Source organism: Pseudomonas morbosilactucae, assembly GCF_023241715.1.
Taxonomy (GTDB): Bacteria; Pseudomonadota; Gammaproteobacteria; order Pseudomonadales; family Pseudomonadaceae; genus Aquipseudomonas; species Aquipseudomonas morbosilactucae.
In genome coordinates this window covers 12,382-33,039 of the sequence record NZ_JALQCW010000038.1, presented here as the reverse complement: position 1 = coordinate 33,039, position 20,658 = coordinate 12,382, and the positions used below count along the sequence as shown (strand labels likewise).

Annotated in this window: 21 protein-coding genes and 1 pseudogene; 8 read left to right on the top strand and 14 right to left on the bottom strand. The window is 61.9% G+C overall.

Annotated features, from left to right (window positions below):
• The gene (gene clpA / locus M1B34_RS16550) at positions 1–2,271 is read left to right on the top strand and encodes an ATP-dependent Clp protease ATP-binding subunit ClpA (protein WP_123335541.1); all 2,271 of its coding nucleotides are present in this window, start codon (positions 1–3) and stop codon (positions 2,269–2,271) included.
• A gap of 120 nt (positions 2,272–2,391) precedes the next feature.
• Here the strand turns inward: clpA and infA are convergent, their stop codons facing one another.
• The 4 genes from infA to trxB form a co-directional block, all read right to left on the bottom strand.
• Positions 2,392–2,610 (bottom strand): translation initiation factor IF-1, encoded by a 219-nt coding sequence (infA, locus tag M1B34_RS16545; RefSeq protein ID WP_002553999.1) that lies wholly within the window; start codon positions 2,608–2,610, stop codon positions 2,392–2,394.
• 100 nt (positions 2,611–2,710) lie between these two features.
• Complete coding sequence (locus tag M1B34_RS16540; RefSeq protein ID WP_123335543.1) at positions 2,711–3,418, bottom strand: arginyltransferase; 708 nt, start codon at positions 3,416–3,418, stop codon at positions 2,711–2,713.
• A 57-nt stretch (positions 3,419–3,475) separates the two neighbouring features.
• On the bottom strand, positions 3,476–4,156 hold the full coding sequence (gene aat / locus M1B34_RS16535) for a leucyl/phenylalanyl-tRNA--protein transferase (RefSeq protein ID WP_123335545.1): 681 nt from the start codon (positions 4,154–4,156) through the stop codon (positions 3,476–3,478).
• 71 nt (positions 4,157–4,227) lie between these two features.
• The gene (gene trxB / locus M1B34_RS16530; protein ID WP_268263416.1) at positions 4,228–5,178 is read right to left on the bottom strand and encodes a thioredoxin-disulfide reductase; all 951 of its coding nucleotides are present in this window, start codon (positions 5,176–5,178) and stop codon (positions 4,228–4,230) included.
• A 297-nt stretch (positions 5,179–5,475) separates the two neighbouring features.
• Between trxB and ftsK the strand changes: the two are divergent.
• The 6 genes and pseudogenes from ftsK to cysG all read left to right on the top strand — a co-directional run bounded on the left by ftsK (position 5,476) and on the right by cysG (position 12,998).
• Positions 5,476–7,883, top strand: a pseudogene (gene ftsK, locus M1B34_RS16525) (DNA translocase FtsK).
• A 68-nt stretch (positions 7,884–7,951) separates the two neighbouring features.
• Positions 7,952–8,575, top strand: a complete 624-nt coding sequence (gene lolA / locus M1B34_RS16520; RefSeq protein WP_123335551.1) for an outer membrane lipoprotein periplasmic chaperone LolA — start codon at positions 7,952–7,954, stop codon at positions 8,573–8,575.
• Between the two features lie 34 nt (positions 8,576–8,609).
• Positions 8,610–9,935 (top strand): replication-associated recombination protein A, encoded by a 1,326-nt coding sequence (locus M1B34_RS16515; protein ID WP_123335553.1) that lies wholly within the window; start codon positions 8,610–8,612, stop codon positions 9,933–9,935.
• A complete protein-coding gene (gene crcB / locus M1B34_RS16510) occupies positions 9,932–10,306 on the top strand; it encodes a fluoride efflux transporter CrcB (protein WP_123335555.1) in 375 nt (124 codons plus the stop codon). Before M1B34_RS16515 ends, crcB begins: the two co-directional genes overlap by 4 nt.
• A 16-nt stretch (positions 10,307–10,322) precedes the next feature.
• Entirely contained in the window at positions 10,323–11,603 is a 1,281-nt protein-coding gene (gene serS, locus M1B34_RS16505; RefSeq protein WP_123335557.1) for a serine--tRNA ligase, read from the top strand.
• Positions 11,604–12,998 carry a siroheme synthase CysG gene (gene cysG / locus M1B34_RS16500; RefSeq protein ID WP_268265664.1) on the top strand — a complete coding sequence of 465 codons (1,395 nt, stop codon included), beginning with the start codon at positions 11,604–11,606 and terminating at the stop codon, positions 12,996–12,998. It begins immediately after the preceding gene.
• Between the two features lie 66 nt (positions 12,999–13,064).
• Here the strand turns inward: cysG and M1B34_RS16495 are convergent, their stop codons facing one another.
• From M1B34_RS16495 to M1B34_RS16455, 9 genes are all read right to left on the bottom strand, one after another.
• Positions 13,065–14,063, bottom strand: a complete 999-nt coding sequence (locus M1B34_RS16495) for a glutathione S-transferase family protein (RefSeq protein ID WP_268265663.1) — start codon at positions 14,061–14,063, stop codon at positions 13,065–13,067.
• 89 nt (positions 14,064–14,152) lie between these two features.
• Positions 14,153–15,154: a glycosyl transferase family protein gene (locus M1B34_RS16490; protein WP_123335563.1), complete on the bottom strand. Its 1,002-nt coding sequence runs from the start codon at positions 15,152–15,154 to the stop codon at positions 14,153–14,155.
• Complete coding sequence (locus tag M1B34_RS16485) at positions 15,151–15,486, bottom strand: TusE/DsrC/DsvC family sulfur relay protein (RefSeq protein WP_268265662.1); 336 nt, start codon at positions 15,484–15,486, stop codon at positions 15,151–15,153. The genes M1B34_RS16490 and M1B34_RS16485 overlap by 4 nt, the downstream gene beginning before the upstream one ends.
• Positions 15,483–15,779: a sulfurtransferase complex subunit TusB gene (gene tusB / locus M1B34_RS16480; protein WP_123335579.1), complete on the bottom strand. Its 297-nt coding sequence runs from the start codon at positions 15,777–15,779 to the stop codon at positions 15,483–15,485. The genes M1B34_RS16485 and tusB overlap by 4 nt, the downstream gene beginning before the upstream one ends.
• Entirely contained in the window at positions 15,779–16,141 is a 363-nt protein-coding gene (gene tusC / locus M1B34_RS16475; protein ID WP_123335581.1) for a sulfurtransferase complex subunit TusC, read from the bottom strand. The genes tusB and tusC overlap by 1 nt, the downstream gene beginning before the upstream one ends.
• A gap of 1 nt (position 16,142) precedes the next feature.
• Positions 16,143–16,535 carry a sulfurtransferase complex subunit TusD gene (tusD, locus tag M1B34_RS16470; protein WP_123336095.1) on the bottom strand — a complete coding sequence of 131 codons (393 nt, stop codon included), beginning with the start codon at positions 16,533–16,535 and terminating at the stop codon, positions 16,143–16,145.
• A gap of 65 nt (positions 16,536–16,600) precedes the next feature.
• Complete coding sequence (locus M1B34_RS16465; RefSeq protein ID WP_123335583.1) at positions 16,601–17,305, bottom strand: YoaK family protein; 705 nt, start codon at positions 17,303–17,305, stop codon at positions 16,601–16,603.
• A gap of 43 nt (positions 17,306–17,348) precedes the next feature.
• Positions 17,349–17,684: a DUF6388 family protein gene (locus M1B34_RS16460; protein WP_268265661.1), complete on the bottom strand. Its 336-nt coding sequence runs from the start codon at positions 17,682–17,684 to the stop codon at positions 17,349–17,351.
• Between the two features lie 36 nt (positions 17,685–17,720).
• Positions 17,721–18,221 carry an RDD family protein gene (locus M1B34_RS16455; protein WP_268265660.1) on the bottom strand — a complete coding sequence of 167 codons (501 nt, stop codon included), beginning with the start codon at positions 18,219–18,221 and terminating at the stop codon, positions 17,721–17,723.
• Positions 18,222–18,405: 184 nt separating this feature from the next.
• Here M1B34_RS16455 and M1B34_RS16450 point away from each other — a divergent pair, with 184 nt between their 5' ends.
• A complete protein-coding gene (locus M1B34_RS16450; RefSeq protein ID WP_268263610.1) occupies positions 18,406–19,158 on the top strand; it encodes an outer membrane beta-barrel protein in 753 nt (250 codons plus the stop codon).
• A 115-nt stretch (positions 19,159–19,273) separates the two neighbouring features.
• Here M1B34_RS16450 and M1B34_RS16445 read toward each other — a convergent pair whose 3' ends face one another.
• Positions 19,274–20,536 (bottom strand): OprD family porin, encoded by a 1,263-nt coding sequence (locus M1B34_RS16445; RefSeq protein WP_268265659.1) that lies wholly within the window; start codon positions 20,534–20,536, stop codon positions 19,274–19,276.
• Positions 20,537–20,658: the final 122 nt, after the last annotated feature.

Below are 20,658 nucleotides of genomic sequence, written 5' to 3'. Positions count from 1 at the left end.
ATGTTAAACCGCGAGCTCGAAGTCACCCTAAATCTCGCCTTCAAGGAGGCCCGTTCGAAACGTCATGAGTTCATGACCGTCGAGCACCTTTTGTTGGCTCTTTTGGATAATGAGGCCGCCGCCACTGTTCTACGTGCCTGCGGAGCAAACCTCGACAAACTCAAGCACGATCTGCAGGAGTTCATCGACTCCACCACGCCACTGATCCCTGTCCATGACGAGGACCGTGAAACTCAGCCAACCCTGGGTTTCCAGCGTGTACTGCAACGTGCTGTCTTTCATGTGCAGAGCTCGGGCAAGCGGGAAGTGACTGGCGCCAATGTGCTGGTAGCCATTTTCAGTGAGCAAGAGAGTCAGGCGGTGTTCCTGCTGAAACAGCAGAGCGTTGCCCGTATCGACGTGGTCAACTACATCGCCCATGGCATCTCCAAGGTGCCGGGGCATGGCGATCATTCTGAAGGTGAACAAGAGATGCAGGATGAAGAGGGTGGTGAGTCTTCTTCTTCGAGTAATCCTCTGGACGCTTATGCCAGCAACCTCAATGAGCTCGCGCGCCAGGGTCGTATCGATCCGTTGGTAGGGCGTGAGCTGGAAGTTGAGCGCGTTGCGCAGATTCTTGCCCGTCGACGCAAGAACAACCCGCTGCTGGTGGGTGAGGCGGGCGTCGGTAAAACCGCCATCGCCGAAGGCCTGGCCAAGCGCATTGTCGATAACCAGGTGCCTGATCTGCTGGTCAACAGCGTGGTCTACTCCCTGGACCTCGGCGCGTTGCTGGCGGGGACCAAATACCGCGGTGACTTCGAGAAGCGCTTCAAAGCGTTGCTCGGCGAGCTGAAAAAACGTCCTCAGGCAATTCTGTTCATCGACGAAATCCACACCATTATCGGTGCCGGTGCGGCATCCGGTGGGGTGATGGACGCCTCGAATCTGCTCAAGCCGTTGCTGTCTTCGGGTGATATCCGTTGCATCGGCTCGACCACCTTCCAGGAATTCCGCGGCATCTTCGAGAAGGATCGGGCCTTGGCTCGGCGCTTCCAGAAGGTCGATGTGTCCGAGCCTTCGGTGGAAGACACCATCGGCATCCTGCGGGGCCTTAAGGGGCGCTTTGAAGCGCATCACGGCATCGAGTACAGCGATGAAGCCCTTCGCGCCGCAGCGGAACTGGCCTCGCGCTACATCAATGATCGGCATATGCCGGACAAGGCCATCGACGTTATCGACGAGGCGGGCGCCTATCAGCGTCTGCAGCCGGCCGAGAAGCGTGTGAAGCGCATCGAAGTGGCTCAGGTGGAAGACATCGTGGCGAAAATCGCCCGGATTCCCCCAAAGCACGTCACCAGTTCCGACAAGGAATTGCTGCGTAACCTCGAGCGTGACCTGAAGTTGACGGTGTTTGGCCAGGACGCGGCGATCGATTCGCTGTCCACAGCGATCAAGCTGTCCCGTGCCGGGCTCAAGTCGCCGGACAAACCGGTCGGTTCCTTCCTGTTCGCCGGTCCAACCGGTGTCGGCAAGACCGAAGCGGCGCGGCAACTGGCCAAGGCGCTGGGGATCGAGTTGGTGCGTTTCGACATGTCCGAGTACATGGAGCGCCATACAGTTTCCCGTTTGATCGGTGCCCCTCCCGGCTATGTCGGTTTCGACCAGGGCGGTCTGTTGACGGAGGCCATCACCAAGCAGCCGCATTGCGTGTTGCTGCTCGATGAAATCGAGAAGGCCCATCCGGAAGTCTTCAACCTGCTGTTGCAGGTGATGGACCACGGTACCCTGACCGATAACAATGGGCGCAAGGCGGACTTCCGCAACGTCATCGTCATCATGACCACCAACGCCGGCGCCGAAACGGCTGCCCGGGCTTCCATTGGCTTCACTCATCAGGATCACTCTTCCGATGCAATGGAAGTGATCAAGAAGAGCTTCACGCCGGAGTTCCGCAACCGTCTGGACACCATTATCCAGTTTGGTCGCCTCAGCCATGAGGTCATCAAAAGCGTGGTGGACAAGTTCCTTACCGAACTGCAGGCGCAGCTGGAAGACAAGCGCGTGCAGTTGGAAGTCACCGATGCTGCTCGCAGCTGGTTGGCGCAAGGCGGTTACGACGCGGCAATGGGTGCGCGGCCGATGGCTCGCTTGATTCAAGACAAGATCAAGCGTCCGCTGGCGGAGGAGATTCTGTTTGGCGAGTTGGCCGACCATGGCGGTGTGGTTCACATCGACATCAAGGACGGCGAGCTGACCTTCGACTTCGAAACCACGGCGGAAATGGCCTGATAGCCATTTGAAGCAACACAGCCAAAGGCACCGCAAGGTGCCTTTGTGCTATCTGGCCCGTGGGTTTTTTCGACGCACACAAAAACGCCCGGCATAACCGGGCGTCTTGTATTGACTTGCTTAGCGGGCGCGGTAAGTGATGCGCCCTTTGCTCAAGTCATAGGGCGTCAGCTCGACGCGCACTTTGTCACCGGTAAGAATACGAATGTAGTTCTTGCGCATCTTGCCGGAGATATGCGCGGTTACGACGTGCCCATTTTCCAACTCCACACGAAACATGGTGTTGGGCAGGGTGTCGACGACAGTGCCTTCCATTTCGAAGCTGTCTTCTTTCGACATGCAGTAAAGCCCTCGGTGTCCAATGAATGGCCCGGTGCAACTGCGCCAGGCAAAAGCGGCGTGCATTGTGCCCGAAAAATGGGGTTTAAGCCAAGACCTTCTAGTTGAGGATCACCCAGCGTTGATTAATCAGCAGCTCTATGGGGCGATATTGGGTTTTGTAATTCATTTTTTTGCAGTTCTTGATCCAATAGCCGAGGTACACCGCGTCCAGGCCCATTCGCAAGGTTTCGCCGATTTGCCACAAGATGGCATAACGCCCAAGGCTGCGACGCTCTTCGTCGGGTTCATAGAAGGTGTAGACCGCAGAGAGCCCGTTGGGCAGTTGGTCGGTCACGGCCACCGCCAGTAGGCGACCTTCCAGGCGAAACTCATAGAAACGGGAAAACGGCAGGTCGCGCACCAGAAAAGTCGAAAACTGATCGCGACTCGGGGGGAACATGTCGCCATCGGCATGGCGCTGTTCGATATAGCGTTGATAGAGGTCGAAATACTCTTCGCTGAATACTGGCTTGACCGGTGCCACCGTCAGGTCGGCATTACGCTTGAGAATACGTTTCTGCTGTCGGTTGGGCAGGAACTGCGCCACCGGAATGCGTGCTGGGACGCACGCGTTGCAGTTTTGGCAGTGAGGCCGATAAAGATGATCGCCACTGCGACGAAATCCCATTTCCGACAGGTCTGCATAGACGTGCACATCCATGGGCTGGCTGGGGTCGAGGAACAGGGTCGTCGCCTGTTCGTCGGGCAGGTAGCTGCAGGAGTGGGGTTGAGTGGCATAAAACTTCAAGCGCGCCAACTCGGTCATGAGGCAACCCTCGGAATAAGCGTTGAATTAAGTGTAAGCCACCGCTGTGAAAACCGCTCAGGAAACCCATATGGCGCGGCTGGGCTGATCCAGGTGGCGTTTCAGGTAGCCGGCGAATTCCTCGCGGGCAATGGCGCGGGCACCGAGGCTGTGCAGGTGCTCGGTGGGCATCTGGCAATCGATCAAGGCAAAGCCCCAATCCCGCAAATGCTTGACCAGGGTGGCAAAGCCGACCTTGGAGGCGTTGTCGGCACGGCTGAACATCGATTCGCCGAAAAACAGCTGGCCCATCGCCAAGCCATAAAGGCCTCCGACCAATTGGCCCTGGTCCCAGACTTCCACCGAATGGGCGTAGCCGCGTTGATGCAGTTGCAGGTAGGCCTGCTGCATGGCCTCGGTGATCCAAGTGCCGTCGGCGTAGGCCCGGGGTTGCGCGCAGGCGTGAATGACGGCGGCAAAATCCTGGTCGAAGGTGACTTGGTAGCGTTCTTGGCGCAGCAACTTGCCGAGGCTGCGAGAGACGTGCAGCTCGTCTGGAAACAGGACCGTGCGCGGGTCCGGCGACCACCAGAGAATCGGCTGGCCTTCGGAGAACCAGGGGAAGCAGCCGTGGCGATACGCCTGGATCAGGCGATCGGCGGACAGGTCGCCACCGGCGGCCAGCAAGCCGTTGGGGTCGCGCAGGGCTTTTTCCAGAGGTGGAAAATCCAGGGTGTTGCGTTGTAACCAGGTCAGCATGGTATTCAGACTTGCGGAAGGGGAGGGCAGTGGCGGGCATTCGCAGCCCGCCGCTAGCGTAGGACGGCGGGTCAGTGGTCGTCGAGGAATTTCTCTGCGTCCAGGGCCGCCATGCAACCGGCACCCGCTGAAGTAATGGCCTGGCGATAGACGTGGTCAGCCACATCGCCCGCCGCAAACACCCCCTCGATCCCAGTGGCGGTGGCATTGCCCTCACTGCCACCCTTGACCAGCAGGTAGCCGTCGCGCATCTCCAGTTGGCCCTGGAACAGCTCGGTGTTGGGTTTGTGGCCGATGGCGATAAACACGCCGGCCAGCGCCAGCTCCCGGGTTTCGCCGCTGAGGCTGTCACGCAGGCGCGCGCCGGTTACGCCGCTGGCATCCCCCAGCACTTCGTCCAGGTTCTGGTTCCAGTGCAGGCGGATATTGCCGTTGGCGGCCTTTTCGAAGAGTTTGTCCTGGAGGATTTTCTCCGAGCGCAGTTTGTCGCGGCGATGCACCAGGTGCACTTCCTTGGCGATGTTCGACAGGTACAGGGCTTCCTCCACGGCGGTGTTGCCGCCGCCGACCACTGCGACCACTTGGTTGCGATAAAAGAAGCCGTCGCAGGTGGCGCAGGCCGAGACGCCCTTGCCGGCAAACGCCTCTTCGGACGGCAGGCCCAGGTACTGGGCTGAAGCGCCCGTGGCGATGATCAGCGCGTCGCAGCTGTAGACGCCGCTGTCACCCTTGAGGATAAACGGCCGCTGCTGCAACTCCGCGGTATGGATGTGGTCGTAGACGATCTCGGTGTCGAAGCGCTCGGCATGCTTTTGCATACGCTCCATCAGCGCCGGGCCGGTCAGGCCTTCCACATCCCCCGGCCAGTTATCGACTTCGGTGGTGGTGGTCAACTGGCCGCCGGCCTGCAAGCCGGTGATCACCGTCGGTTTGAGGTTGGCGCGGGCGGCATACACGGCGGCGCTGTAACCGGCAGGGCCGGAGCCCAGGATAATCACGCGAGAATGCTTCGTTTGGTTCATAAAAACACCTCATAAGCCTTTGTCACAAAAGAGAATGCATGCTCAAATTGCGGACTGCGTAACCAGCCTTTGGCGATGCTGTCCGCGTGATATCACGGCGTGGCATGGCCAGGACGGATCCGTACAATCCAGATATGTATCCAGCATATTCAGAATTGCACTATTTCAGGATCAAGGGGCAGAGTGTTAAAAGTAGCCCCAGTTATGCCGGTCAACTTTATTTACCTGCTCGGCTTGAGCAGTATTTTGTAGTCAATCAACAGTTGGACGCGCCCCTGGCGCAGGAAAAGACGCGTTTTGAAGAAATCCACCGCAGCACCTAAAACAGTAGTTCCCGCCTGGCGTCAGCAATTGCACTACCGACTCAAGGAAGGTGCGCTGATTGCCATTGGAGCCCTGTGCCTGTTCTTGATGATGGCATTGTTGACCTATGGCAAGGACGATCCGGGCTGGAGCCATAACAGCAAGATTGAAGATGTACAGAACTTCGGCGGCCCTGCCGGTTCTTACAGCGCCGATATCCTGTTTATGGTGTTGGGTTATTTCGCCTATATCTTTCCACTGTTGCTGGCGATCAAGACTTATCAGATTTTCCGCCAGCGCCACGAGCCTTGGCAGTGGAGCGGCTGGCTGTTCTCCTGGCGCCTGATCGGCCTGGTGTTCCTGGTGCTGTCGGGCGCGGCGCTGGCGCACATTCATTTTCACGCGGCCACCGGTTTGCCGGCCGGCGCCGGCGGTGCCTTGGGCGAGAGCCTGGGCGACCTGGCAAAAAATGCCCTGAACATCCAGGGCAGCACCCTGATGTTCATTGCCCTGTTCCTGTTCGGCCTGACGGTGTTCACGGACCTGTCGTGGTTCAAGGTGATGGACATCACCGGCAAGATCACCCTCGACCTGTTTGAACTGTTCCAGGGCGCCGCCAACCGTTGGTGGGCCGCTCGCGTCGAACGTAAACAACTGGTGGCGCAATTGCGCGAAGTGGATGCCCGGGTCGACGAAGTGGTGGCCCCGACCGTGACCGACAAGCGCGAGCAGGCCAAGGTCAAGGAGCGCTTGATCGAGCGCGAGCAGGCCCTGAGCAAGCACATGTCCGAGCGCGAGAAGCAGGTGCCGCCGGTGATTGCCCCTGCGCCGCCGAAAGCGCCGGAGCCGAGCAAGCGTGTGCAGAAAGAGAAGCAAGTGCCGCTGTTTATCGACAGCGCGGTAGAAGGCACCTTGCCGCCGATTTCGATCCTCGACCCGGCAGAAAAGAAACAACTGAATTACTCCCCCGAATCCTTGGCGGCCGTTGGCCACTTGTTGGAAATCAAGCTCAAGGAATTCGGCGTCGAAGTGTCCGTGGACTCGATCCACCCCGGCCCGGTGATTACCCGTTACGAGATCCAGCCGGCCGCCGGCGTGAAGGTCAGTCGTATCGCCAACCTGGCCAAGGACTTGGCCCGCTCCCTGGCCGTGACCAGCGTGCGCGTGGTGGAAGTAATTCCCGGCAAGACCACCGTGGGCATCGAGATTCCCAACGAAGACCGGCAGATCGTGCGCTTCTCCGAAGTGTTGTCGACGCCTGAGTACGATAACTTCAAGTCGCCGGTCACTCTGGCCCTGGGCCACGACATCGGTGGCCGGCCGGTGATCACGACCTGGCGAAGATGCCGCACCTGCTGGTGGCCGGTACCACCGGTTCCGGTAAGTCGGTGGGGGTCAACGCGATGATCCTGTCGATCCTGTTCAAGTCCGGGCCGGATGACGCCAAGCTGATCATGATCGACCCGAAAATGCTTGAGCTGTCGATCTACGAAGGCATCCCGCACCTGCTGTGCCCGGTGGTGACCGACATGAAAGACGCCGCCAATGCCCTGCGCTGGAGCGTGGCCGAGATGGAGCGGCGCTATAAGCTGATGGCGAAGATGGGCGTGCGTAACCTGTCCGGCTTCAACCACAAGGTCAAGGAGGCCGAGGAGGCCGGCACGCCGCTCACCGACCCACTGTACAACCGCGAGAGCATCCACGATGAAGCGCCGCTGCTGACCAAGCTGCCGACCATCGTGGTGGTGGTGGACGAATTCGCCGACATGATGATGATCGTCGGCAAGAAGGTTGAAGAACTGATTGCCCGTATCGCCCAGAAGGCCCGTGCCGCTGGTATCCACTTGATCCTCGCGACCCAGCGCCCTTCGGTGGACGTGATCACCGGTCTGATCAAGGCCAACATCCCGACCCGCATGGCGTTCCAGGTATCCAGCAAGATCGACTCGCGGACCATCATCGACCAGGGTGGCGCCGAGCAACTGCTGGGCCACGGTGACATGCTTTACATGCCACCGGGCACCAGCTTGCCGATTCGAGTCCACGGTGCGTTTGTTTCCGACGACGAAGTGCACCGTGTGGTGGAAGCCTGGAAACTGCGGGGCGCCCCGGAATACAACGACGACATCCTCAACGGTGTCGAAGAGGCGGGCAGCGGTTTTGACGGTGGCAGCGGCGGCGGTGACGGCGATGATGCCGAGACCGACGCGCTCTACGACGAAGCCGTGCAGTTCGTCCTGGAAAGCCGCCGGGCCTCCATTTCGGCGGTGCAACGCAAGCTGAAAATTGGCTACAACCGTGCCGCACGCATGATCGAAGCCATGGAAATGGCGGGTGTGGTCACCGCCATGAACACCAACGGTTCCCGGGAAGTCCTGGCCCCTGGCCCCTCCCGCGACTGATCACAGAGACGACCCGGGTGGCGCAATGACGCGCCGCCTGTATTCCCACGACATTGATGAGGACTCCCATGCGTCTTATCCGCATGTTGCTGCTGCCGGTACTGGCCATTACCACCTTGTCGGCCCACGCCGATCCGAAGGACGTGGCGCGTCTGACCCAATTGCTGGAAAAATCCCAGACCCTGACGGCGCGCTTCTCCCAGCTGACCCTCGATGGCAGCGGCACCCAGTTGCAGGAAACTGCCGGTGAAATGTCCCTGCAGCGCCCTGGCCTGTTCTACTGGCACACCGACGCGCCGCAAGAGCAACTGATGGTGTCCGATGGTCAGAAAGTCTCTCTGTGGGACCCGGACCTGGAACAAGTGACCATCAAGAAGCTCGACCAGCGTCTGACCCAGACCCCGGCCTTGCTGCTGTCCGGTGACGTGTCGAAAATCAGCGAAAGCTTCGACATCAGCGCCAAGGAAGCCGGCGGCGTGATCGACTTCACCCTCAAGCCGAAGACCAAGGACACCCTGTTCGACAGCCTGCGCCTGTCGTTCCGCAATGGCATGGTCAACGACATGCAGTTGATCGACAGCGTCGGCCAACGCACCAACATCCTGTTCACCGGGGTCAAGGCCAACGAGCCGATCCCGGCGTCCAAGTTCAAGTTCGACATCCCCAAGGGTGCCGACGTGATTCAAGAGTAACCAGCCGAAACACACGAGGTTGCAAAGGTACGCCATGGACCTGTTTCGTAGTGCCCCGATCGCTCAACCCCTGGCCGCCCGCTTGCGTGCGGTCAACTTGGACGAGTACGTCGGTCAGCAGCACCTGTTGGCCCGGGGCAAGCCTTTGCGCGAAGCCCTGGAGCAGGGCGCCCTGCATTCGATGATCTTCTGGGGCCCGCCCGGGGTGGGCAAGACCACCCTGGCACGGCTGCTGGCGGAAGTCTCGGATGCGCACTTCGAAACGGTTTCGGCGGTGCTGGCCGGGGTCAAGGAAATCCGTCAGGCGGTGGAAATCGCCAAGCAGCAGGCCGGTCAATACGGCCGTCGGACTATCCTTTTCGTCGATGAAGTGCACCGCTTCAACAAGTCCCAGCAAGATGCCTTCCTGCCGTATGTGGAAGACGGCACCCTGATCTTTATCGGCGCCACCACCGAGAACCCGTCTTTCGAGCTGAACAACGCGTTGCTCTCCCGGGCGCGGGTCTATGTGCTCAAGAGCCTCGACGAGGCGGCGCTCAAGACCCTGGTGCAGCGCGCGCTTACCGAAGAGCGTGGCCTGGGTCAGCGCCAGTTGAGCCTCAGCGACGAAGGCTTCCAGATGCTGCTGTCGGCGGCGGATGGCGATGGCCGGCGCCTGCTCAACCTGCTGGAAAACGCCTCGGACCTGGCCGAAGACGGCAGCGAGATGGGCGTCGACCTGCTGCAAAGCTTGTTGGGCGACACCCGTCGGCGTTTCGACAAGGGCGGTGAAGCCTTCTACGACCAGATTTCCGCATTGCACAAATCGGTTCGCGGCTCCAACCCTGACGGCGCCCTGTACTGGTTCGCACGCATGCTCGATGGCGGCTGCGACCCGCTGTACCTGGCCCGGCGCGTGGTGCGCATGGCCAGCGAAGACATCGGCAACGCCGACCCTCGTGCCCTGAGCCTGTGCCTTGCAGCCTGGGATGTGCAGGAGCGCCTCGGCAGCCCGGAAGGCGAGCTGGCGGTGGCCCAGGCCATCACCTACCTGGCCTGTGCGCCGAAAAGCAACGCCGTGTACATGGGCTTCAAGGCCGCCATGCGCAGCGCCGCCGAGCATGGTTCCCTGGAAGTGCCGCTGCACCTGCGCAATGCCCCGACCAAGCTGATGAAGCAGTTGGGCTATGGCGACGAATACCGCTACGCCCACGATGAGCCGGATGCCTACGCCGCCGGTGAAGACTATTTTCCCGAAGAACTTGAGCCGCAACCTTTCTACCAGCCGGTGCCCCGTGGCCTGGAATTGAAGATCGGTGAAAAGCTCAACCACCTCGCCGCCCTGGATCGCTCAAGCCCCCGCCAGCGGAGAAAACCGTGATTCCATTGATTCTCGCCGTCTCGGCGGGCGGCGTCGCCGGCACCCTGTTGCGCTTTGCCACCGGCAATTGGATCAGCGCCAATTGGCCGCGGCACTTCTATACCGCGACGCTGGCCGTTAATATCGTCGGCTGCTTGCTGATCGGTGTGTTGTACGGCCTGTTTTTGCTGCGCCCGGAAGTGCCCATCGAGGTGCGTGCCGGGTTGATGGTGGGCTTCCTCGGCGGCCTGACGACTTTTTCATCCTTTTCCCTGGATACCCTGCGTCTGCTGGAAAGCGGGCAGGTGCCGCTGGCCCTGGGCTATGCGGCCATCAGTGTATTCGGCGGGCTGCTCGCGACCTGGGCCGGCCTGACCTTGACCAAACTTTGATAAACGAGAGACCGACATGCTCGATTCCAAACTGTTACGTAGCAACCTTCAGGACGTAGCGGATCGCCTGGCATCCCGTGGCTTTGTCCTGGATGTGGCACGCATCGAAGCGCTGGAAGAACAGCGCAAGACCGTGCAGACCCGCACCGAACAACTGCAGGCTGAACGTAACGCGCGCTCCAAATCCATCGGTCAGGCCAAGCAGCGCGGCGAAGACATCGCGCCGCTGATGGCTGATGTCGAGCGCATGGGCAACGAGCTGACTTCCGGCAAGGCCGAGCTGGAAAGCATCCAGTCCGACCTGGATTCGATCCTCTTCGGCATTCCCAACCTGCCTCACGAATCGGTGCCCGTGGGCGCTGACGAAGACGGCAACGTCGAAGTGCGCCGTTGGGGCACCCCGACCGCCTTCGATTTCCCGATCCAGGACCACGTCGCCCTGGGCGAGAAGTTTGGCTGGCTGGACTTTGAAACCGCCGCCAAGCTGTCCGGCGCCCGTTTCGCCCTGCTGCGCGGGCCGATCGCCCGTCTGCACCGCGCCCTGGCGCAGTTCATGATCAACTTGCACACCAGCGAGCACGGCTACGAAGAGGCCTACACGCCTTACCTGGTCCAGGCCCCGGCGCTGGTGGGCACCAGCCAGCTGCCGAAGTTCGAAGAAGACCTGTTCAAGATCACGCGCGAAGGCGAAGCCGATCTGTACCTGATCCCAACCGCCGAAGTGTCGCTGACCAACATTGTCTCGGGCGAGATCCTCGATCCGAAGCAACTGCCGTTGAAGTTCGTTGCTCACACCCCGTGCTTCCGCAGTGAAGCCGGTGCGTCGGGTCGCGACACCCGCGGCATGATCCGCCAGCACCAGTTCGACAAGGTCGAGATGGTCCAGGTGGTCGAGCCTTCGACCTCCATGGAAGCCTTGGAAGGCCTGACGGCCAACGCCGAGAAAGTCCTGCAACTGCTGCAACTGCCGTATCGCGTGCTGGCACTGTGCACCGGCGACATGGGCTTCAGTGCGGTCAAGACCTACGACCTCGAAGTCTGGGTGCCAAGCCAGGACAAATACCGCGAAATCTCTTCGTGCTCCAACTGCGGCGACTTCCAGGCCCGTCGTATGCAAGCGCGTTTCCGCAACCCGGAAACCGGTAAGCCGGAATTGGTCCACACCCTCAACGGCTCCGGCCTGGCCGTAGGCCGGACCCTGGTCGCGGTGCTGGAAAACTACCAGCAGGCCGACGGTTCGATCCGTGTGCCGGACGTGCTCAAGCCATACATGGGCGGCATCGAGGTCATCGGCTAAATGGAATTTCTGCCGCTGTTTCACAACCTCCGCGGCAGCCGTGTGTTGGTGGTCGGTGGGGGGGAGATTGCCTTGCGCAAATCCCGCCTGCTGGCCGACGCCGGTGCGCAACTGCGGGTCGTTGCGCCCGAGATCGAAGTGCAATTGCAGGAACTGATCGTCGCCAGTGGCGGCGAATCCCTGCTGCGCGGCTATCTTGAGTCGGACCTGGACGGCTGCACCCTGATCATCGCCGCCACCGACGATGAGCCGCTCAATGCTCAAGTGTCCGCCGATGCCCATCGGCGTTGCGTGCCGGTCAATGTGGTGGACGCGCCCGCCCTGTGCAGCGTGATCTTCCCAGCCATTGTCGACCGCTCACCGCTGGTCATTGCGGTCTCCAGTGGCGGCGATGCGCCGGTGCTGGCGCGCCTGATCCGGGCCAAGCTGGAAACCTGGATTCCGTCCACCTACGGCCAACTGGCCGGTTTGGCCGCGCGTTTTCGGGCGCAGGTCAAAGGGCTGTTCCCGGATGTCCAGCAGCGCCGGGCGTTTTGGGAGGATGTGTTCCAGGGGCCGATTGCCGACCGCCAACTGGCCGGTCAGGGTTCCGAGGCCGAGCGCCTGCTGATCGCCAAGATCGAAGGCAAGGCGTCCCACGCACCGGGCGAGGTTTATCTGGTGGGGGCGGGCCCGGGTGATCCGGACCTGCTGACCTTCCGCGCCTTGCGCCTGATGCAGCAAGCGGACGTGGTGTTGTACGACCGTTTGGTCGCACCGGCGATTCTTGAACTGTGCCGCCGCGATGCCGAGCGGGTCTACGTCGGCAAGCGTCGCGCCGACCACGCCGTGCCCCAGGACCAGATCAACCAGCAATTGGTGACCCTGGCCAAGCAAGGCAAGCGGGTGGTGCGCCTCAAGGGCGGCGATCCGTTTATCTTTGGGCGAGGCGGGGAAGAGATCGAAGAACTGGCGGCCCAAGGCATTCCCTTCCAGGTGGTGCCGGGCATTACCGCGGCCAGCGGCTGTTCGGCGTATGCCGGCATTCCGTTGACCCACCGGGATTACGCCCAGTCCGTGCGTTTTGTCACCGGCCACCTCAAGGATGGCAGCACCAACCTGCCGTGGAGCGACCTGGTCGCGCCTTCGCAAACCCTGGTGTTCTACATGGGGTTGGTGGGCTTGCCGACCATCTGTGAGTCGTTGATCCAGCACGGTCGCTCGGCCGATACCCCGGCGGCCCTGATCCAGCAAGGCACCACCGCCAATCAGCGGGTGTTCACTGGCACCCTGGCGAACCTGCCGCAATTGGTGGCGGAGCATGAAGTGCATGCGCCGACCCTGGTGATCGTCGGTGAAGTGGTGCAGCTTCGCGAGAAGCTCGCCTGGTTCGAAGGCGCCCAGTCCAGCGTCTGAAAGCTTCGCCGGCAAGCCTGCCCCCACACGATCTGTGTAGGTGCCGGCTCGCTGGCGAAAGCGTCCTTATTTCCCCTGCCACACCCCTCGGCCACTCAAGCTCTGCCGGTCATGGGCTGCGTTGAAATCCTGCTGCGGCCCCTTCGGCACAATCCCGGTGGGGTTGATGGTGCGATGGCTGGCGTAGTAGTGCCCCTTGATATGGGTGAAGTCCACGGTCTCGGCGATTCCCGGCCATTGGTACAGCTCCCGCAGCCAGTTCGACAGGTTCGGGTAGTCGGCAATGCGCCTCAGGTTGCACTTGAAGTGGCTGTAATACACCGCGTCGAACCGAATCAGGGTGGTGAACAGGCGGATATCCGCTTCAGTCAGGTAGTCGCCCGCCAGGTAGCGGTTTTCCCCCAGGCGCTGCTCCAGCCAATCCAGCTCTGCGAACACATCGTCAAACGCCGTTTCATAGGCCTGCTGTGACGTGGCGAAACCGGCGCGGTACACACCATTGTTGACGGCCGGGTAGATGCGCTCGTTGAGGGCGTCGATCTGGCTGCGCAAGGCTGGCGGGTAGAAGTCCAGGGTATTGCCGGTCAGGCCGTCGAAGGCGCTGTTGAACATGCGGATGATCTCCGCCGATTCGTTGCTGACAATCCGTTGCTGCTGTTTGTCCCAGAGCACTGGCACGGTGACGCGGCCGGTGTAGTCGGCGGTATCGGCGGTGTAGCGCTGGTGCATAAAGTTCAGGTGGTCGAGGGCATCGCCGCTGGAGCCGAAGTCGCGATCGAAGGTCCAGCCGTTTTCCAGCATCAGCCAGCTGACCACGGACACGTCGATCAGGCCTTCAAGGCCTTTGAGCTTGCGCAGGATCAGGGTGCGATGGGCCCAGGGGCAGGCCAGGGAGACGTAGAGGTGGTAACGACCGGCTTCGGCTGCAAAGCCGCCAGTGCCGCTGGGCCCTGGCGCGCCGTCGGCGGTGACCCAGTGGCGGCGCTGTGCTTGCTCACGTTGGAACGAGCCGTCTTTGCTTTCATACCACTGGTCATGCCAGCGCCCTTCGATCAGCAGACCCATGGGAAAACTCCTCAGCTATTTTGCGTTGGAGTGCAGTCTATTCCGATGAGTTCGAACAAAAAGCGCAAAGCCTGGGGCTTTATGATCGATTAAATTGATTGGTCTCGGCCGTCCCAATATTGCTGGGCCAACTCGAACGCCTGCTCCCGGGGCGTGCCCAAGCCGCGCAAGGCCAGGGCCATGGTGGCGATCAGCGCCAGTTGCGGGTAGCTGTCCACCACCTCGCCACGCCAGACCGCAATCAGTTGGGCTGGGTCGAGGCTGGCTGGCTTCACATGGCGCTGCGCCGACAGGGCCGGCCACTCTTCATCCCAACTGACGCCGCCGGTGCTGCCGTACAGATGGCTGAGGCTGTCCGGGTTGATTTCGATTTCGCCGCCGTCGCCTTTGATCACGATCACGTTGTCCCCCAGCAGGCCGCTGGCATCGCGGTGCACGCCCTGGTAGCCGGGGTGGAAAATACTCTGCAGACCGCAGCGCGCGCCCAGCGGGTTGAGAATTCGCGCCAGGGAGTGAATCGGCGAACGCAGGCCCAAGGTGTTGCGCAGGTCGATCATGCGCTGCAACTGCGGGGCCCAGGCTCCGAGGGGAATAAAGGCCAGGTTGCCCTGATCCAGGGCCTGGCTCACCGAAGCCCAGTTGTGGCACAAGGGAATCCCCAGGGGTTCCAACAGTTGCTCGGTGTACAAACGCCCGGCGGTGTGGGCGCCGCCGCCGTGCAGCAGGATGCGTACGCCGTTTTGCGCCAGGCATTTGGCCGCCAGCAGGTACCAGGGCAGGTGGCGTTTCTTGCCGGCGTAGGTTGGCCAGTCCAGGTCCAGGGCAATCGCCGGGGCGTGCAGACGCTCGCGCAAGGCTTCGGTGAAACCGGCCAGTTCCTCCGGGCTTTCTTCCTTATGCCGCAACAACATAAGGAAAGCGCCGAGTTGGGTGTCCTCGACTTTTTCGTCCAGCAGCATGCCCATCGCCTCTCGGGCTTCTTCCCGGGTCAGGCTGCGGGCGCCGCGCTTGCCCTTGCCGAGGATGCGAACGAACTGGGCGAAGGGGTGCTCGGCCGGGGTTTCGGTGATCAGCGGGGTGAAGTCGTTCATAGGCAATTGGTCGGTTTCGGCAGGCCCGCCAGCTTGGCGGCAAGTTTGGCGGGAGTGCCTTTGAACAGGCGGTTCAGGTGCAGGCTGTTGCCCTTGTCCGGGCCCAGCTTGAGGGCGGTGTACTTGATCAGGGGCCGGGTGGCCGGCGACAACTGAAACTCTTGGTAGAAGCCGCGCAGCAACTCGAGAATTTCCCAATGTTCGGGCGTCAGGTCCAGCGCTTCAGCCGCGGCCAGGGCCTCGGCCGCTTCATGGGACCAATCCCCCAGGTCCACCAGGTAACCGTCCTTGTCCAGTTCGATGGCGCGTTCGCCCACAATCAGTGCGTTCATAGCCAGGTGTTGACCTTGTCATGGGCCAGGGTCAGCTCGACGTACGCCGGGTAGTCGATGGCCTTGGCCCCGCTCGGTAGCTCGATGCCCCGGGCCTGCAGGTCTTCCTCCAGCACGAACAGGGCCAGGGCTTCACGCCCAGCAAGCTCGGCCCAGGCGGCAGTCCCCGGTTGCAGGGCATACACCGCATCGCCGCACAGCAGCAGGGCGTCCTGGCTGCCCAGCAGGCGCAGGCAACTGCTCAGGCGAGTGTCGGTGAAGGGCGAATGGGACAGCACATGCAAAGTCGACATCAGAGGGTCATCACTTGGTCGTAACGGTCGATAAGGGCCTGCAGTTCGGCGTTGCCGAGCACCTGCACCTCATCCAGGTTCAGCGCTGCCGGGTCCAGGCCCCGTTGCGCCATGCTGCTGGCGCAGGCAAACAATTCCTCGACGCCAAACAGCGACAAGGCCTGCAGGTTGGCGCTCAGGTCTTTCTGCTGCAGGGCCAGGGCCTTTTGCCCCGGCGCCAGTTGCAGCACGCCGTCGTCGAGAAACAGTACGCCGATGGGCAGGTCGAAGGCGCCGCCGGCGAGGACGATGTCCAGCGCTTCCCGGGCGCCGGGGCCGGACCAAGGGGCCTGGCGGCTGACAATCAATAGGGACTTGGGCATTTCAAGGCCCTCCAAAGCAGATCAGGCGATCGGCCGCTTGCACCGCATCGTGCAACTGGCCCAGGCCGGATAATTCCCAGGGGGCTTCGATATTCACCGCCGAGCGCTGATAGCGCTGGGCCTCTTCGGCATTCAATACGCCACGGCGCAACGCGGCAGCGATGCACACCACGCCATCGAGCTGGTGCTGGCTGACGAAGTCGCGCCATTGCCGGGGCAGGTCCTGCTCATCCTGGGGCGTGACGACGGTGTTGGCGGCGCTGTGCACGCCGTCCTGATAAAAAAACAGCCGGACAATCTCATGCCCGCCGGCCAGGGCCGCCTGGGCGAACAGCAGGGCGCGGCGCGAGGAGGGCGTGTGCGCGGCGGAGAACAGGGCGATGGCGAACTTCATGACGGACTCGGTCAGCAAATCTGGCGCAATGATAAAGCTTTCTGCGCGGCCCGGCGAAGCCCGATTCAGCGCGGCATGTAACCCAGTTGCCAACGGTGGGGAATCTTCAGCGACGCCAGCCCCAGCAGCGCCGACAACGCGCCGCTGACCCACAGCGCGCGGATGCCCATCTGGTGTTCCAGCAGTGCGCCGATCACTGCTCCGACCAGCATCCCGGTCCACGGCACCAGTTGCACCCGCCAGCCACTGCGCCGCTCACCGAGCATCCAGCGCCCCAGCCCGCGGCCGAAGCGAGACAGGGCGCCGGTGACGTAGGTCAGGCCCACGGGCAGGCCGTTCACCTGTTCCACCGCCGCGTTGAGCATGCCCATGGCAATAATCGCCACCAGCAGCGCCGGCAGTTGGCTGGTAAACGGCCAGGCTGCCGCCGCGCACAGCAGGGTGGCGGTGCACAGCAGCAGGGGCAGGGCGCGGCGGCCGCCGAGGCGACTGACGACGATGCCCAGGGCGTTGCCGAGAATAAAGGTGGCGATGCACAGCAGCAGGCGCAGGGTCAGGCTGAAGTCGCCGTCGCTGATGGCCACCGCCATGCGCGTGGTGTTGCCGCTCATAAAGGAGACGAAATCACCGGTGGCCATAAAGCCGATGGCGTCGGTCATGCCCGCCAGCACCGACAGGCTGGCCACCAGGCCAAGGCCGATCCGACCACGCCATTTCTGGGTATGCAGCAACCCTGGGTGGGTACGGGGTTTGGGGGGCAGTGGCAGCATCAGCGAGCACTCATGGGCGGTGGTCCTAGCGGGTGAACGGTGCCTAGCGTACGAAGTCCAGGCCGTGCAACTGGCAGTATTCTGCCCAGTCCATGCCAGCCATTTCCGCCACTTCCTTGTGCACTTCCAGGCGCTGGGCCTGGAAATCTTCAGCGCTGGCGGCCGTCAATTGCAAGCTCAGTTCCCAGGCAAACAGCCCCAGGCGTTCGGCTTCGGCCTCGAAGGCTTCGTGCAGACGTTCGTCGCGGTACTGCTCCGGGGTTTCGCCCTTGACCTGGGCCTCCAGCGGGTTGAGCTTGTCCAGCGATTCGCGCAGATCGGGGCGGGCGGCGAGGAAGCGGTCCAGGGCCAGTTGGTGATGGGGTGCGTGGGCGGGCATCAGGGCTCCTTGAGGGGCACGGGCAGCCTTGATGGTTCAAGGCTGGGTCGTTGGCTGTTCGGGCATTTCGCTACGCATCTGCTGCAGGTCCTTGCGCGGGATCACGTAGGTGCGGGCGAGCATATCGCCTATTCGCTGGCAGCGGCGTGATTCCGTGCAGGCCAGAAAGGGGATAAACAGCAAGGCTGCTTCCGGGTAGCGGGTCGCGCCCCTGATCAGCACCTGGATCAGCGTCGGCGCGCCACCCGCGCCATTGATCACCACCAGGCCCAAGGCGTACTTGCCGGGTGTCCGCCCCTTGAACAAGTACTCCCAGGCCACGAAGCACAAGGGCCCGATCACCATGAACAGGATCGAATGCAGATAGGGTTCCCGCCACCGCTGTTGCTCAAGCTCGAGCATTGCGCTGACCGATGGCAGCGCCAGCAGCCCGTGAAGGCCCAGGGACAGGATTAAATACACCAGTACCACCACCACGTGGTCGAGCACAAAGGCAACGCCGCGGCGCAGGATCAGTTGGGTTCTTGAGACGTCCATGTGGGTTTCCGGAATTCCTGGCAGAGCGGGTGGCGCATTGTACGGTGCAACACTGAAGGCCGTCCCAACGGCGTAAAACTGTGGGGTGGTGCACAGGGTGGCAAGAAAACCTGAACCTTTTCAAAGTCCTGCTGTTCGAAGGCGTTGGTAAATGATTTGCCTTCTAAATGGAGATTGAAAAGCAATGTCAAGGTTACTCGCACGCCTGCTGGTGAAATCCTCCGCCGTTGTCCTGGCCGCGCTGCCGGTTTGCGTCATGGCGGCACCGGCCACCGGCCCCATTTCTACCCTGGGCATCATGGGCAGTTACAACGACTTCAAGCTCGACGACGGGGGCGACAGGCAGGACTACCACCTGCCCGAGGCCGGGGTGTTCTACACCTTCGGCAACAAGCTGACCGGTGAAGCCGGGTGGGTCTACCAGGCAGGTGTCGAAGCCAAGTTCGGCAAAAGCGACGATAACAAGCTCAAGGAAGGGCAAGCCGACCTGGACCTGGGCTGGCGCGCCGCCCTGGATGCGCGCAATTTTGTCGACGTGCTGGTGGGCGGCGGTTACAGCTGGACCCGCTACGAGCCCGAGACCGACGACTTCGACCTGCACCTGACCAACAAGTCGCCGTTCGCCAAGGCAGCAGTGGGCTACAACCACCAGTTCGACAACGGCACCCTGCGAGTGGAATTGGGGGCACGCCGCGCCTTCAACGCCAAGACCCACATCAAGGTCGATGGCCTGGGCAGCGACAACGTGGACCTCAAGGACCGCACCAACCCTTACGCCGAAGTCAGCTTCCTGATGAACCAGAACGCCGCGATGCCAGTCATGGCCGGTGTCTACTACACCCGCACCGAATACAAGCTGGACCAGGATTCGGACGTCGCCGACAACACCCGCCTCAAGCGCAACGAATACGGCGTCAAGGTCGGCCTGGCTTTCTAAAGCCATCGACGGCAAGCCGGCTCCTACAGGATGGTTACGCCGCATATCCCCTTGTAGGCGCTGGCTTGCCAGCGATCACGCCCTCAAACCTTGCGCCCCTGTTACGGGTGGGGCTCTACAACAGCTTCCACGTATAGCTCAGCAACACCCGGTTCTCATCGATGTCGGTACGGTAGTTGGAGCGCGCCGCGACGTTGCGCAGTTTGATCCCCAGACCGCCCAGGGTGCCAGACTGCACCACATAACCGATGTCCAGGTCGCGTTCCCAGTCCTTGCCTTCATAGCCTTTGCCGGTGTCCACATTGTCGCCGCTGATGTAGCGCACGGTGGTGGTCAGGCCGGGAATGCCCATGGCCGCGAAGTCATAGTCATAGCGCGCCTGCCACGAGCGCTCGTCGGCGTAGGCGAACTCATAGGTCGGTACTTCGTTGCCCAGGGGCGTAATGTTGGCAAACACCCGGGGGAACGAACTGTCGCCGAACATTCCCTGGTAGCCCACATAGAAGGTATGCCCGCCACGCTTGGCCGAGAGCAGGGAGAAGAACGCCCGGTTGTCGATCGGCCCCAGCAATTGGCGGCCGTCCTCATTGGCGTCGTAGTAGCCGAGGTTGGCCCCGAGAACCCAGGTGCCCACTGGCTGACTGTGCTTGAGGCCGAGAAAGCGCTGTTGATAGAGGTCTTCCAACTGGCCGTACCAGGCGCTGACTGTGGTGCGCTTGCCATTGAAGGCGTAGTCGGCACCGCCGTAGTTGAACCCGTCGCTGCTGACCTGGCGTTGCGGTACATGGCCCAGCATGGCCTGCAAGTCGCTGTGGCCGGATTCGTTGCGCAGGCTGGTGGAGCGCAGGTGGCCGCCTTGCAGGGTCAGGCCGTCGATGTCGTTGGAGGTCAGGCTGGCACCCTGATAGGACGGCGGCAGCAAGCGGATATCACTGAAGCTCAGCACCGGCAGGTTGGGTTGCAACTCACCGACCCGCAGCTCGGTTTTGCCCAAGCGCACTTTCAGTGCCGCCCCCAGTCGGCTGTAACTGTCCGCCGCCTCGCCATCCGCTTGCACTGGCAGCAGGCCGCTGTTGACCCGGCCCTTGCCGCTGTCCAGCTTGAGCCCCAGGGTGCCGATGGCGTCCACCCCGATGCCCACCCACCCCGGTGTATAGCCGGATTTGACATTGAGGATGAAGCCTTGGGCCCATTCCTGAGCCATGGATTTTTCCGGGCCGCGGATATCGGAGTAGTCCCGGCTGAAAAAGTAGTTTCGCGCTTGCAGGGTGGCCGTCGCGTCTTTGATAAAGCCGCCGTCATCGGCCAACAGGGGAAGGGGGGCACTCAGGCACAGCGCGCCGCAGGACAGCACGCCCAGGTTCTTCGCAGGTTTCATTGCTTTTCACTCTTATTGTTATTGAAAGCAGTTCACTGCCGCGCAGGCTAGGCACGTGGTGGGGCGGGCAATAGCCGCTTTGTGCAGACCTTTATCCCTTTTCTGCACAGGGGAGGCGCGAC

Excerpts from the sequence above, each read along its gene's own strand:
- M1B34_RS16515 (WP_123335553.1), top strand. The coding sequence starts at position 8,610 with ATGGACCTGTTTCGTAGTGCCCCGATCGCTCAACCCCTGGCCGCCCGC.
- M1B34_RS16460 (WP_268265661.1), bottom strand. The coding sequence starts at position 17,684 with ATGCCCGCCCACGCACCCCATCACCAACTGGCCCTGGACCGCTTCCTC.
- M1B34_RS16450 (WP_268263610.1), top strand. The coding sequence starts at position 18,406 with ATGTCAAGGTTACTCGCACGCCTGCTGGTGAAATCCTCCGCCGTTGTC.
- tusB (WP_123335579.1), bottom strand. The coding sequence starts at position 15,779 with ATGTCGACTTTGCATGTGCTGTCCCATTCGCCCTTCACCGACACTCGC.
- M1B34_RS16445 (WP_268265659.1), bottom strand. The coding sequence starts at position 20,536 with ATGAAACCTGCGAAGAACCTGGGCGTGCTGTCCTGCGGCGCGCTGTGC.
- M1B34_RS16485 (WP_268265662.1), bottom strand. The coding sequence starts at position 15,486 with ATGAACGCACTGATTGTGGGCGAACGCGCCATCGAACTGGACAAGGAC.
- M1B34_RS16465 (WP_123335583.1), bottom strand. The coding sequence starts at position 17,305 with ATGCTGCCACTGCCCCCCAAACCCCGTACCCACCCAGGGTTGCTGCAT.
- serS (WP_123335557.1), top strand. The coding sequence starts at position 10,323 with ATGCTCGATTCCAAACTGTTACGTAGCAACCTTCAGGACGTAGCGGAT.
- M1B34_RS16540 (WP_123335543.1), bottom strand. The coding sequence starts at position 3,418 with ATGACCGAGTTGGCGCGCTTGAAGTTTTATGCCACTCAACCCCACTCC.
- tusD (WP_123336095.1), bottom strand. The coding sequence starts at position 16,535 with ATGAAGTTCGCCATCGCCCTGTTCTCCGCCGCGCACACGCCCTCCTCG.
- cysG (WP_268265664.1), top strand. The coding sequence starts at position 11,604 with ATGGAATTTCTGCCGCTGTTTCACAACCTCCGCGGCAGCCGTGTGTTG.
- tusC (WP_123335581.1), bottom strand. The coding sequence starts at position 16,141 with ATGCCCAAGTCCCTATTGATTGTCAGCCGCCAGGCCCCTTGGTCCGGC.
- M1B34_RS16490 (WP_123335563.1), bottom strand. The coding sequence starts at position 15,154 with ATGAACGACTTCACCCCGCTGATCACCGAAACCCCGGCCGAGCACCCC.
- trxB (WP_268263416.1), bottom strand. The coding sequence starts at position 5,178 with ATGAACCAAACGAAGCATTCTCGCGTGATTATCCTGGGCTCCGGCCCT.
- infA (WP_002553999.1), bottom strand. The coding sequence starts at position 2,610 with ATGTCGAAAGAAGACAGCTTCGAAATGGAAGGCACTGTCGTCGACACC.
- aat (WP_123335545.1), bottom strand. The coding sequence starts at position 4,156 with ATGCTGACCTGGTTACAACGCAACACCCTGGATTTTCCACCTCTGGAA.
- lolA (WP_123335551.1), top strand. The coding sequence starts at position 7,952 with ATGCGTCTTATCCGCATGTTGCTGCTGCCGGTACTGGCCATTACCACC.
- M1B34_RS16455 (WP_268265660.1), bottom strand. The coding sequence starts at position 18,221 with ATGGACGTCTCAAGAACCCAACTGATCCTGCGCCGCGGCGTTGCCTTT.
- M1B34_RS16495 (WP_268265663.1), bottom strand. The coding sequence starts at position 14,063 with ATGGGTCTGCTGATCGAAGGGCGCTGGCATGACCAGTGGTATGAAAGC.
- clpA (WP_123335541.1), top strand. The coding sequence starts at position 1 with ATGTTAAACCGCGAGCTCGAAGTCACCCTAAATCTCGCCTTCAAGGAG.